This window comes from Thioclava nitratireducens (genome assembly GCF_001940525.2).
GTDB lineage: Bacteria > Pseudomonadota > Alphaproteobacteria > Rhodobacterales > Rhodobacteraceae > Thioclava > Thioclava nitratireducens.
The window spans coordinates 152,391-164,841 of the sequence record NZ_CP019438.1; the positions used below are offsets into that span (position 1 = coordinate 152,391).

Here is a 12,451-nt window from a genome sequence, read left to right on the forward strand (position 1 = left end):
GGGGCGTATGAAAGTTCACATTCTCGACGACTGGTTCGACACGCTGCGCGGCCTGCCCAGCTTCAAGCGGCTGGACGGGCACGAGGTCACGGTCTGGACCGACCACGAAAGCGATGTGGATCGCTTGGCGGAGCGGCATGCCGATGCGGAGGTGCTGGTGCTGTTTCGCGAGCGCACGCCGATCACCGCCGAGCTTCTGGCAAAGTTGCCGAAGGTGCGCCTGATCGCGCAACGCAGCAGCTATCCGCATGTCGACGTCACGGCCTGCACCCGGCATGGCGTGGTCCTGTGCAGCGATATGGCAGAGGGCAAGCCCTCGGTCGCGGCGGCAGAGCTGACGCTGGCGCTGATGCTTGCCGCCGCGCGCGATCTGCCGCGGCAGATGGAGAGCCTGAAAAGCGGCCACTGGCAGGCGGGCGTGGGCCTCAGCCTCACGGGTCGACAGCTCGGACTGATTGGCTATGGCCGGATCGGGCAGCTGGTCGCAAAATATGGCCGTGCGCTCGACATGAAAGTCTGGTGGTGGGGCTCCGAGCAGGGCCGGGCGAGGGCAGAGGCGGATGGCGAGGTCGTGGCCCCCAGCCGCGAGGCGTTCTTCGCGCAAAGCGATGTTGTCAGCCTGCATGTCCGGTTGAATGCCCAGACCCGCGGCATGATCACGGCGCAGGATCTGTCCGCGATGCAGCCACAGAGCATTTTCGTGAACACATCCCGGGCCGGTCTCGTCGCACCCGGTGCGCTCGAAGCGGCGCTCGAGGGAAACAGCCCCGGTCGCATCGCCATCGACGTGTTCGACCACGAGCCGTTCCACGATACCGGCTCCGTGCTGCTGACCGATCCGCGGGTCATCGCGACGCCGCATATCGGCTTCGTGACCCAAGACGAGCTGGAACATCAATTCGCGGATATCTACGCTCAGGTGAACGCGTTCGACGCAGGCGCGCCGATCAACGTCATAAATCCCGAAGCGGTGAGCTGAAAGCCGTCCCGAGATGGGTCGGAGGGGTGTGGGGCCGCCGCGGCAATTTAGCCGGCGACGAGACAGAGAGCGAATATGTCTGAGTAAAGCAAAAACGCCGGTAATAAATATTATGTAGCATTTATTGCTGTACGTGCAATTACCTCAAAATCAGCAAAGAAGGCGTCCACGATACACGGGGCTATTCAGTCATCAGCCGGCGCGTGACTGAATGATCTCGCGCTTTTCGTTTCTAGGCGGCATCGAGATCAGCCGCGGCCTGGCAAAGGGTCGCGTGGGCCGTAATGAACCCGTCCGCAATGACGCGCAGCACCGGGTCTGTTTCGCCCGCCGCGGCGAGCTGATCGCGGAACGCCTGGCGCTGCCGCCCTTGACTGATCCCGGTCATGCGGATGCCAAAGGTTTTCAGGACGCCGCGAATGTGTCCCTCCAGGGGCATTGCCAACTTAGTTATTGGTCGACGAGTTCGGCCGGAAGGGCGAATGTCAGGCGGTCATCTCGAGGGCGTAGTGGCGCCACAGGTCATGGGCATCGGACCTGACATGGCGATAGGAGTTGGCGGAAAGTTGATAGCGGCGGGGGCGGAAGAGAGTGTTGATCTGGTCGTGGGCGGCGAGGAACCTCTGCGCTTGCCTGTGCGACTTGAACCTGCCCATGAGTTTCTCACGCTTGCGGGTCGGGCGGTGCGATCCTTCGATGCGGTTGTTCAAGCCTTTGTGCGCTCGGTGATCTGCCCCCGGCGCCAGCTCGCGGATCGGCCTGACATAACTGCGAAGCTTGTCGGTGACGATGACCCTCGGCGCGCCGAACCGGCCGACTAACCGTTTGAGAAAACGCCTTGCAGCCTTGGCGTTCCGTCGTGGCTGGACCAGAATATCAAGCACGTCTCCATTCCCGTCGACGGCGCGCCACAACCAGTGTTTCTTGCCGCGGATCGCTATGACAACTTCATCGAGATGCCACTTGTCGCTGGCGCCTGGCCTGTCGCGCTTGATGCAGGTGGCGAAGTGGCAGCCAAATCGGTTGACCCATTTTCGGACCGTTTCCCGGCTGACGATCACGCCGCGCTCCGCCAACAGGTCCTCGACATCCGCAGTGCTGAGCGCGAACCGTTGGTACGCCCAGACCGCGTAGGCAACGATTTCACGGGGAAAGCGGTAGCCTTTCAGGCGCGGCATCTCGGACGGTATCTTCATCCCACACGCCTATCCAACAGAACCATCCCGAACAAGTTGGCGATGCCGCTCGCTTACATCCACCGGCACTGGGACGGGCGCCAGACCTTCCTGCACGATGGGCGGGTGGAGATCGACTCCAACAGCGTGGAGAACCTGATCCGGCCCATCGCTCTGAATAGGAAGAACGCATTGTTCGCCGGACATGACGACGGCGAGCGCGCTTGGGGACGCATCGCATCGCTCATCGAGACCGAAAAGATCAACGGCGTCGAACCCTTCGCCTATCTCAAGGCCACCCTCGAGGCCATCGCCGTCGGCCATCCGCAAGGCCGCATCGACGAACTTCTCCCGTGGACCTTCAAGCCGTCAAGCTGAACCTGGGGTGGGATGCAGCCGGCGCTTACCGAATGCAAGCCTTCGGGCAAGGCCATCTCCCGCTGATGGAAGCCACTTCCGTGAGATAATGGCGAGCCACTTGACGAACGTGATGCGCCAGCAAGGAGGAGATAGCCGTCTCCCAATTCTTGGCGCACTTGCTGGTATGACACGCTCTATCCGCCGCAACGCGACAGATTGGCATTACGACGGAGAACGACGCCGCCGCCTCAGGAGCGCGCGCGAAATTCCTTTTCGTCAGGCCCGTCCTGCACCCTTTCGCGATGGAAGACATAGATTCCGGATGCCAGGATGATCCCGGTGCCGAGGAACGTGAGCGCGTCGGGAATGTCGCCGAACACCAGAAACCCGAGGACTGTCGCACCAACGATCTCGAGATACTGGAACGGGGCCAGCAGGCTCGCCTCGACGCGAGAGAACGCAAAAGTGATCATCAGGAACGTCACTGTCGACAGCGCCCCGGCGGCGAGCACCGCATAGCCCGTCCAACCGGGCAAGAGAGGCAGGTCCGGAGCGAGCCCGCTGAGTTGGCGGAGTATCTCGATAAACAGCAGGAGGCCCGCGGCGCAGAGCGAGGCGCCCAATTGGAAGCTCAGGGGGGATTGCCCGCCACGCGCCTTGCGAAGGACGATCATGTTGAGCGCATAGCACAGGGCGGCCAGCAGCGGCAGCAACGCCACCGGACCGAACACGGCAAAGTTCGGCCGGATCACGATCAGCGCGCCGACGAGCCCGACCCCGACGGCAGCGAAGCGACGCGGGCCCGGAACCTCCCAAGGAACGGCCCGGCAAGCAAGGTGAGAAGCAGCGGCTCGACGAAGAAGATCGCGATCGCCGTGGCGATGGGCATGACCTCGAAAGCGGTGATGAGCGAATAGAGCACGGTCACGATTAGCCCGGCCGAGATGAGGGACGCCCCCGAGAGGATCGGACCCGCGAGGTGACGACGCATGACCCACGCAACCGGCAGGAAGAACGCGGCCTGTGCCAATGAGCGCAGCAAGGTGACCTCGAAAGGCGCAATGACCGTGGTGAGTGATTTCGAGATCGCGTCCCCCACCGGCAGGAGCGCCATTGCGAGCGCCATCGACGCCATTCCGATACGCTTGTGCTCGAAGGTGGCGGTGCTGGGAGTTGCGGATAATGCCATGATGCCTCCTCGGCGCCGTCCGAGGTATCGGTAGGCGCGCGCGACAGGTCCGGGCGTTCAGGACAAAAACGGGATCGGGGCGAGACGCCATCTCGCCCTCCGATCGTTGGTATTGCCGGGGCCTTGCCCGGTCAACCTTTTCCGGCGTGGAGATGCATCTCCGGGGGCTGGCTTACCCTTAGGGATGGCATAACTCGACGTAGCGGAAGCAATCGGAGACGTTCGCACGCAAAGCACCGAAGTTCATAAAGAGTACGCCGAAGCCGACAAAACCGACGTGAGCTTTTGGAAGCGCGACCTTCATCGATTTTCATCTCGCGGTTCCGCGCGAGATGACCGTCTTCGACGCCCCACGAAAACAGAGATCGGATCGAGGGTAGCTTACGGAACGTGCTGTCTGGCGCAATGATCAATAATTGATACAGACGAAAAGATGCAGCACGTAGCTTCCTTCGGTGGGGCGGTTCTCGGCATGCCTAACGTTAGGGCGCAGCTCAATCGGCTGGGTCTCTACGGATCGGCCTCTCGCATCGCGCTACTGACAACTTCGAGATGATGGGCCATGGCCCGATGCGCCGCGCGGGGATCCCTGTCCGCGATCGCCGCAACCACCTTTTCGTGGTGACCACAATGAACAAGGGTGAACTCTTCGACTCCGACGCGTCGGTAGGTTCGATCCCATTCCCTTTGCCAGACTGCGCGGCAACGTGTGCCTGAAAAATGTCGTAGGAGCGCAATCAGAACCGGGTTTCGCGCCACCCGGGCAACGGTCTGGTGGAAGGCATCATCTGCCCGTTCACATTCGGCGCGGTTGCGCGCCGCTTTCCCTTCAGCAACACACCGGCGAAGATGAGCAATGTCCTCTGACTCCCGTCGCATCGCCGCTGCCGCCGCGACCTGCGGTTCGAGCAGTCTGCGCGCGTCCATCAGATCCACAGGCGTAGTCGCTTCCAGCAGAAGGGTATCCTTTACCGGTCGCCCCAGCGGCGCCCGGCCCCGAAATTTCCCCTGTCCGACATGCCGCCAGACCTCACCTTCCGCCTCGAACGCGCCGAGTGCAGCGCGCAACGTTTCGCGGCTACATCCGACAAGGTCCTTTAGCACCCGCTCAGGCGGAAGCCGGTCTCCTGGTGCGGGCGCGCGTTCCTCTATTATGCGCCATAGCCGTCCCCGTGCCGCTATTTTATCAGTTCGCATACCGCCCTTCCCTTGATCGCATTGATGTTCGGACCGAACACCACGGAAAGCAAGTCCGGGCGGCCAGCGTTTTCCGGATCTCGGGCGGACGCCGAATTGCCGGTGAAACGACGGTCCGCGCCCGCCCTGACGGGCGTGCCGGTCAGATGACGAAAAAGACCAGCGTCAACACCGCACCGATCGCTACAATCAGCCCACGAAGATACTCGGTATGCCGGATTCTGCGCGCCTGATGCGCCCCAATATAGCCGCCCAATGTGGTCGAGACGGCCAACACGGCAGCGGAGTCCCAAGCGATCAGGCCAGCGCTCGCGTAAGCTGTGACGGAAACCAGCGAGAGAACGGCGGACAGAAGATTCTTTAGACCGTTCATGCCGTGGAGATTGCGAAAGCCGATGAGACTGAACATCGCGAGAAGCATAATTCCTACCCCGCCGTTGAAGTAGCCGCCATAGCCGGAAACGAGAAAGATCGCGACAGCCGAAAGCACCGGTCCTACCTTCACGCCGCGGGCCTGCACCATCGCCACGAGACGAGGCCCTGCAGCGAAGAGCAATGTCGCGGCGAAGATGAGCCACGGCACGATGCCGACAAAAGCTTCTCCGGAGGTAATCAGCAACAGACCGGCCCCTGTAAGTCCGCGAAGAGCCGCAGTTCCTACCACGCCTGCGAGGCCAAGACTTCCCTCGGCACGAATGTCGTTCCGGAACGCCCAGGTACTTCCAATATATCCCGGCAGCGCTGTCAGCGTCGCAGTGGCATTTGCCATCACGGGCGGGACACCTAGCCAGACCAAAGCTGGAAAGCTGAGAAGCGTGCCGCCACCCGCGATCGCATTAACCATTCCGGCCATGAGACCTGCTAAGACAAGTAAAACGATGGAGAGCATGAAACGATCCTTGAAGTGATGGACCTACTACATACACCTCGTGGGATTTGGTCTGCGAATTGGTCTGCTTCGCTAACCCGTCTCGCTGCTCGGCGTCTGTTCAGAGCGTCGTAAACCTCGCTCACGAACACACCTTCTTGCCTACGACTATCCCCGCTGCGCTGTGCGCGAGAAAGGTTAAGACCTCATTCTTACTTGATAAAATCAAGAGACATAGATCTGCCGGTCGAAATGCTTTCGAACTCGGTCTTGGGCGACGACACCATCTCAACTGTGCCCGAGCCGTACTTCCGCGAGAACGCTCCGGGAACGCCGAAGGACGCCTTGACCATGCAGAAGAATTTCGAGGGTGACGAACCCGGCTGTAATCAGGGTCCCATCTACGATTACAAGGGCGACCTGCACACCGGAGTCTATGAATTAGTGCCGGGCGTTCTTCACGGGAGCCGGCACTGTCCACGTCAGCCGGTCGATACCATTCGCGAAAGCCACTGGGCGAATTCGTAGTTCGGGCGTTCGAGATGCGAGAGGGGCCCGGGCTTGGCAAAGCGGCTTTGCATACCTTTCCAGACTTTTTCGGTGCAGCCCTTGTCTTCCGCGTTCACCTCGTCGAGCAGTGTCTTGAGAGCGGCGAGATGGGCCTCCGCGTCCGGATCTGCGAGGAAATCGGGCGAGAGACCGCCGCCATATAGAATCTTCACGTGATCGGGCCCGTCAGGACGCAGAGAAAGATACCAGAAATAGCCCGGGGTGAGCGTGATCATCAGCGACGGGTAAATCGCCAGCAGCCAGGTGCGGCGGCGGTCGTCACCTTCCAGGACGGTGTTGGACGGATGCGCCAGTGCCAGCGGCACGGAATCGGCTTTGAGGATGTGGTGAAAGTTGAAATTCGCGAAACCTTCAGGGCAGACCATGTCGCTGAGCCTGCTCGCGCCGCCGATCGTCCCCACGTGGCAGACCGGCAGGTGGTAGCTCTCCATGAAGTTCTCGGCGAGAATCTTCCAGTTGGTGTTCCAGCGATGCTCCTCGCGGAACGTCTCGCGATAGCTCGCCATATCAAGGTAGCCGACAAGATCGTCCACCTCGGAATAGATCTCCTGGGGCTCCGCCAGATCAGGATCGAGGGTCAGCATGATCCAGCCCTTCCAATCGACGCAGCGGACCGAGGGCAAGCCCGAACTTTCCTTGCAGAAAGAGTCGTTCATCTCCATTGCCGGAGCGCCGCGGAGAGATCCGTCGAGCGAATAGGTCCAGGCGTGATAGGGGCAAGTGATGACTCGCACGGTGCCGCGACCTTGCAGCAGCGTCGACATCCGGTGGCGACAGACATTCGACACCGCTCGCAGCGCTCCCTTGGCGTCGCGCAGCACGATGATCGGCTCGCCGGCAACCTCGGTCGTCAAGTAGGCGCCCGGTCCGTCGAGCGATTCAGCGCGCCCGACGCAGACCCAGCTCTTCGCGAAGATCCGCTCCTCTTCGACGGCGAGAAACTCCTTTGAGGTGTAGACGGAGCTTGGCATTGCAAAGGCGCGCTCGAACGGGACCGCCACATTGGCGGCGAGTTCGGCGACAGGATCGATCCGAGGGATGGTGACGGGAGTGTTCTCGTTCATCGCGGGCTCCATATCTGGCCCGGAGATGTTCGTTCCGGACCTCTTCTGAATGCCGCCGCTCCTGCTTCGTTGAAAGAAATTTTTCTATTAGTATGGCTTAGGCTCGGACTAACCGACTGACCCAAGGTCAAACCGCGCGACGAGCGGAGTTCACGCGCGCAGCAGCGCCTCCACGTTCCGCAAGAGGTCTGCAGACACACCTTCAATAGGACAGATAAGCGCGCAAAATTCGTATGCAGCTCTCGAGTTCGGAGATCGCAATCGATTCGTCGGGTTGATGACCGTCGCGCATGTCGCCTGGCCCCCAGACGATCGTGGCAAGGCCGAGTGTTGCGAAAAATCCCGCTTCCGTGCCGAATGCGACGGTGCCGGCGTCCGGCTGCGCAAGGCTAGACGCAAAAGCGCGGATTGCCGGGTGCTCTGCGTTGCTGCAAAGACCCGGGTAGCTCCCTGTCTGCGTGATCGTCACATTGCGGGGCACATCGAGGCCCCTCATTATAGAATCGGGCGTCTCGGCCGCGAGGTGGCGGATCTCGAACAGAAGCTCGGCGCGGTCCGGAACGATGTTCAACGCGCTCCCGCCACGCAAGACCCCGGCATGAATTGTTGAGAACGGAGGGTCATAACGTCCGTCCCGCGCGCCCTCCTCCATAAGTGTGGACTGCCGCTCCCGGATCGCCTGCAAGAGGTCGGCAGCCGGGTGCAGCGCGTTCCGAAACCGCGGCGCCATCGCCGAGTGCCCGGCCTCGCCAGTCGCGACAGCACGGTAGCTTGCCTTGCCCTTGTGTCCGGTCACGATCTTCAGCGAAGTCGGCTCTCCAACAAGACAGAGGTCAGGCCGTCCCAGCGTAGGGATTACCGTATCGATCATCTCGGCTATGCCGCGGCAACCGATCTCCTCATCCCAGCTGAGCGCGAGGCTCAGAGGCATGCTCTGGGCTTCGACCTTCAGTGATTGCGCGACGGCCAGAACGCAGGCAAGAAAGCCTTTCATGTCGGTTGTGCCGCGCCCAAAATATCGGCCATCGCGCTCGAAGAGGCCAAAGGCATCTCGCGACCACGCCTGCCCAGCGACCGGCACGACATCGGAGTGTGCAGAGCAGAGCAAGCCGCCGTCTCCTTCCCCGCGCTTTGCAAGTAGACCCGCCTTCAGGCCATCGGCGGACACGAGCCGCCATGTCGCGAAACCGTGCAACTGCAGGAAGTCTTCGACCCAATCGACTAATGCGCCGTTGGGCCCGTCCGTGACCGTTGGAAAACCGACGAGCGCTGCGAGGATGTCTTTGGTGGAGAGTTCCATGGTTTACCTCGTTGCAGCCGCAAAACTGAATTCGCTCGCATCGCTCAAATTTTCACGGACATGCTCAATGAAAGCGGCGACCGTACGTGAGGTTTCCGCTCCCCGGCTCGTCAGAATGCCCATCTTGAGCAACCGAGGCGCGCCCGAGATCGGCACGAAACGCAGCGTGCCGCCGTCGGGAGCTTGGTCTGTGATCGGCCGGATATTGGCGATGGAATAACCGAAGTTATTCGCCACCAGTGAGCGCATCACCGCGATATCACGCGTCCGCTCCACGACGCGCGGGCGCTGTCCCGTGGCACCGAAGAGCGACAGGAAATAGTCGGTGCTCACCGGTAGATCGAGCAGGATCATTGGCAGGTCGACAAGTTCCGAGGGCGCCACTTCGCGCAGCCCAGCCAGAGGATGATCCTGCGCGAAATGTGCAACGGGCGGCAGGTCGATCAATGGCTGGAAATCGAGATCGGGGGGAATGTCGAGATCGTAGGTTATCGCCACATCCAACCTCGCATCCCGCAGCTGCTCAAAAATCTCAGATTGATCGCGTTCGAACTGGTGGAAGACGACCTCGGGATAGGTGTCGATGAAACTGCGGCGCAGTTTCGGTAGCACGATCTGCGCGAAGGTGATCAGACAGCCCACATGCAGGTCGCCTCGCACTGTGCCGGCCAAGGCGCTCGCCAGATCGCCGAGCGCCTCCGCCCGTGCGACGGCCTCCCGCGCCCCCTCTAGGAACCGACGCCCCACTTGCGATACGGTCAGGCCATGGGCATGACGCCGATTGAAGAGCGTCAAGCCGACCTCTGCCTCGAGCTGGCCAATGGCAGCGGAAATCGTGGGCGAAGAGACGTTCAGCTTCTGGGCCGCGAGCGTAATGGAACCACAATCGCAGACAGCGATAAAGTATTCGAGCTGGCGGAGCGTGATCCGCAACGGCATCAGTCGTCGCCCGGAACGCCATAGGACGGTGCTGCGCCTGGGTTCAACGCGCGGGTCACGTAATCGTCGGCCTGCGGACGGTAGCGCGCCCAAAGATCGGACAACGCGGTGATCGGACAGCCCTCGTCGAGCCAGTCGACCCGCAGATCGGCATAGGGCCAGCTTTGCCGGTCAACGATCAACAGCCCCGCGGAATGCACTGGCCCGGCTTCGCCGCCGGCTTTGAGACCCGCCTTCATCGCCGCGATCAGGCGATCCCCGAAAGGACCGTCCGCCGCTTCGAAGGCCGCCACCATCTTCGCCGGGATACCATCCCCCGCCAGCATGTTGCCCCCTGCGGCGCAGTCGCGGCCCTCGGCGGAGGCCCATATCCCGAGGGCCTTCGGACCCGAATGAACCGATGTCGCGCCGCGCGCGTCAATTGCGAGAAGCTGGCGATAATCGGGATGATCGTCGCCGTCGCGTGCCGCGGCCACGGCATCCGCTGCGCCCTCGCCCGCTGCCATCCGGTCCAGCATGATTTTCCCCAGCTCGGGATTGGTCACGTTTTGCGACGAGACCGCGCCGACGTCGGCCCGCGCCCGCGCGCAGCGCGCTGCGACCGCCGGTGAAGACGAGGATATTGCAACGCCGAGCTGGCCGCTTTGCGCACATCTGGCTACGATAGAAAAGGTCATGCGTGCTCCGTTTCGCTGCAGAAATCGGGTCTAGTCGGGAATTACGGCTGTTGCGTCAATTTCCACCAGCCACTCGGGTCGCGCAAGAGCGACCACGACCAGACCGGTGCAAACAGGATGCACACCGCCGATGTATTCGCCCATTGTCCGGTAGACGGCCTCGCGGTGGCGCACGTCGGTAAGGTAGACGACAAGTTTGGTCAGATGCGCCATCTCGCCTCCTGCCTCTTCGATGAGCTGGCGGATGTTCTGCATGACCTTGTGGGTCTGCTCGACCGGGTCGTGGCTATCGATATTCTTCGCGGTGTCGAGGTCTTGCGGACACTGCCCTCGTAGGAAGATCATCTGCCCACGCGCCACGACGGCCTGCGCGAGATCATTGTCGAGGTTCTGTTCGGGGTAAGTGTCCTTCGTGTTGAAGGCGCGAATTCGGGTATGAGCCATGATGTTTCCCTGTTCGGATCAAGCGGGGCGGGAAGCGGCGCGGGCCGCTGCGGGATCGGGACGATAAGCACGGTAGCTGGCCTGGATCTCGATGTGATCTGCGAGGTATTTCGCATCATGCCAGACGCCCCAGATGAAGCTGGAGCCGCGCCCTGAAAGCCATGGTAGGCCGAGGAAATAAACCCCCGATGCGCGCGACACGCCGCGCTGATGCGCGGGCCGTCCCGCCTCGTCAAAGGCATCGACCGCCATCCAGCCGTAGTCGTTAGCGAAGCCGGTCGCCCAGATGATAGTGGAAATGCCAGCTGCGCGAATGTCGAGCGTCTGCAGCGGATCGGTCACGCAGTCCGGCATCGCGGCAAGCGCCCGGGCCGATGGCTCGGGAGGCAGGTCGAGTCCGTTGCGGGTCACATAGGCGTCTGCCTCGTCGAGGAGCGCGAGGTAGTTCTCGTCTCCAAGGCGGACGTTGCGTTCGAGGTCAGGGGCAAAGGACAGCACGCCATTGGCACAAGTCTCGGTGCGTCCGAGAAGGGTGATGCCGTCTTGGGCAAGCCTGCGGAAATCGACCGTCTGGCCCCCGTTCGCCCCGCTGACCGCGATGGTGACGTGCTCGGCACCAGGGGCGCTCGCTTGCCGGTCCCACTTCCCGAGCACGCCCAGCCACCAGACGAAGTCGCGGCCACGATAGCTGCGCGGCGGCCGGTCATGCGGTCCGACCGAAAGGAAGACGCGGCGCCCTGCCCGCACCAGCTCATCCGCGATCTGCGCTCCGGAAGATCCCGCGCCAACAACGAGCACCGCTCCCTTCTGCAGAGCATCCGGATTTCGGTAATCGCTGGAATGTATCTGGTTAAGCCAATCGGCTTCTGGGACAATCGGAGGGATCACTGGTGTCTGGAAGGCACCGGTCGCAACGACGACGGTTTGCGCCTCGATCGCTCCTTCCGACGTGTCCGCGCGATACCCCGGACGCCCGTCCAGCGGCGCGAGCGCCGTCACCTCGACGCCGCTCCGTATCTGACCCGCAAAGCGTTCAGCATAGGCCTCGAAATAAGCGGCCACATCCTCTTTTCCGACGAATGCGTCAGGAGAGTGGCCCTCGAATTCCATATTCGGAAAGCGATCATGCCAGGCCGGTCCGTTCGCGACGAGCGAGTCCCAACGGCGCGTGCGCCAGGACTCGGCGATGCGCGCCCGCTCGAGGACGATATGTGCGATCCGCCGGCGCGTCAGATGCTCACTCATGGCGATCCCGGCCTGCCCCGCACCAATGACGAGCGTATTGATGTTATCAATCTTCATCAGCGCAGTCCCCAGCGGTTTGTTTCGTTGCCCGAAAGTGGCACGAGGGCCCTCGTCCCGTACCTTCTCGGTATAACCGGGGCAGGTTAACTAAAATAAAGATTTTCGGTAGTATTGATTAGGGAGCGCCTAAGCTAGGCTACCATTCACCGCGAAGGGAGCATCGCTCTGTGCGAGCCTTATCCTTTCAGCCCAGTATTCTGTGGTCAGCTCGGAAAATCTGAGCACCGGCCCAGTTCCTTCAATCCGAGTTGCCTCGATGCTTTAGGTCTCCCAATCCGGCCTGTTGCGGAAAGGCGGATGGCGTCCGGGACGTGACTGACTTGACACGAAGATCATTGCGCGATCGCGGCCGAACCTATAACAAGTATTTCTGATGCTTGTTTG

14 protein-coding genes and 1 pseudogene are annotated in these 12,451 nt (G+C 61.7%); 2 read left to right on the forward strand and 13 right to left on the reverse strand.

Annotated elements, in window-relative coordinates:
* Positions 1-7: 7 nt before the first annotated feature.
* Entirely contained in the window at positions 8-979 is a 972-nt protein-coding gene (locus BMG03_RS19565) for a D-2-hydroxyacid dehydrogenase family protein (protein WP_075777532.1), read from the forward strand.
* Between the two features lie 232 nt (positions 980-1,211).
* Here the strand turns inward: BMG03_RS19565 and BMG03_RS19570 are convergent, their stop codons facing one another.
* Both BMG03_RS19570 and BMG03_RS19575 read right to left on the reverse strand, forming a co-directional pair.
* Complete coding sequence (locus BMG03_RS19570) at positions 1,212-1,418, reverse strand: hypothetical protein (protein ID WP_075777531.1); 207 nt, start codon at positions 1,416-1,418, stop codon at positions 1,212-1,214.
* Between the two features lie 46 nt (positions 1,419-1,464).
* Complete coding sequence (locus BMG03_RS19575; protein WP_075777548.1) at positions 1,465-2,175, reverse strand: IS6 family transposase; 711 nt, start codon at positions 2,173-2,175, stop codon at positions 1,465-1,467.
* On the opposite strand from BMG03_RS19575, the gene BMG03_RS19580 reads away from it, so the two are divergent.
* Complete coding sequence (locus tag BMG03_RS19580; protein WP_425275175.1) at positions 2,092-2,532, forward strand: transposase domain-containing protein; 441 nt, start codon at positions 2,092-2,094, stop codon at positions 2,530-2,532. The genes BMG03_RS19575 and BMG03_RS19580 overlap by 84 nt on opposite strands.
* A 230-nt stretch (positions 2,533-2,762) precedes the next feature.
* Here BMG03_RS19580 and BMG03_RS21115 read toward each other — a convergent pair whose 3' ends face one another.
* The 11 genes and pseudogenes from BMG03_RS21115 to BMG03_RS19625 all read right to left on the reverse strand — a co-directional run bounded on the left by BMG03_RS21115 (position 2,763) and on the right by BMG03_RS19625 (position 12,064).
* Positions 2,763-3,266 (reverse strand): DMT family transporter, encoded by a 504-nt coding sequence (locus tag BMG03_RS21115; RefSeq protein WP_244271037.1) that lies wholly within the window; start codon positions 3,264-3,266, stop codon positions 2,763-2,765.
* Between the two features lie 2 nt (positions 3,267-3,268).
* On the reverse strand, positions 3,269-3,703 hold the full coding sequence (locus BMG03_RS21120; protein ID WP_244271038.1) for a hypothetical protein: 435 nt from the start codon (positions 3,701-3,703) through the stop codon (positions 3,269-3,271).
* A 510-nt stretch (positions 3,704-4,213) separates the two neighbouring features.
* Positions 4,214-4,630, reverse strand: a complete 417-nt coding sequence (locus BMG03_RS21125) for a FadR/GntR family transcriptional regulator (RefSeq protein ID WP_240497758.1) — start codon at positions 4,628-4,630, stop codon at positions 4,214-4,216.
* A 90-nt stretch (positions 4,631-4,720) separates the two neighbouring features.
* A pseudogene (locus BMG03_RS21130) lies at positions 4,721-4,900 on the reverse strand (GntR family transcriptional regulator); the annotation flags it as partial.
* Positions 4,901-5,042: 142 nt separating this feature from the next.
* Positions 5,043-5,789 carry a sulfite exporter TauE/SafE family protein gene (locus tag BMG03_RS19595; RefSeq protein WP_075777631.1) on the reverse strand — a complete coding sequence of 249 codons (747 nt, stop codon included), beginning with the start codon at positions 5,787-5,789 and terminating at the stop codon, positions 5,043-5,045.
* Positions 5,790-6,250: 461 nt separating this feature from the next.
* Entirely contained in the window at positions 6,251-7,402 is a 1,152-nt protein-coding gene (locus BMG03_RS19600) for an aromatic ring-hydroxylating oxygenase subunit alpha (RefSeq protein ID WP_425275176.1), read from the reverse strand.
* Between the two features lie 202 nt (positions 7,403-7,604).
* On the reverse strand, positions 7,605-8,702 hold the full coding sequence (gene argE, locus BMG03_RS19605; protein WP_075777630.1) for an acetylornithine deacetylase: 1,098 nt from the start codon (positions 8,700-8,702) through the stop codon (positions 7,605-7,607).
* A 3-nt stretch (positions 8,703-8,705) separates the two neighbouring features.
* Positions 8,706-9,641 carry a LysR family transcriptional regulator gene (locus BMG03_RS19610; protein ID WP_075777629.1) on the reverse strand — a complete coding sequence of 312 codons (936 nt, stop codon included), beginning with the start codon at positions 9,639-9,641 and terminating at the stop codon, positions 8,706-8,708.
* Positions 9,641-10,318, reverse strand: coding sequence for a DUF1028 domain-containing protein (locus BMG03_RS19615; RefSeq protein WP_075777628.1), 678 nt, complete (start codon positions 10,316-10,318; stop codon positions 9,641-9,643). The genes BMG03_RS19610 and BMG03_RS19615 overlap by 1 nt, the downstream gene beginning before the upstream one ends.
* Positions 10,319-10,348: 30 nt before the next feature.
* Entirely contained in the window at positions 10,349-10,762 is a 414-nt protein-coding gene (locus BMG03_RS19620; protein ID WP_075777627.1) for a RidA family protein, read from the reverse strand.
* Positions 10,763-10,780: 18 nt separating this feature from the next.
* Positions 10,781-12,064 carry a flavin-containing monooxygenase gene (locus BMG03_RS19625; RefSeq protein WP_075777626.1) on the reverse strand — a complete coding sequence of 428 codons (1,284 nt, stop codon included), beginning with the start codon at positions 12,062-12,064 and terminating at the stop codon, positions 10,781-10,783.
* Between the last annotated feature and the right edge of the window lie 387 nt (positions 12,065-12,451).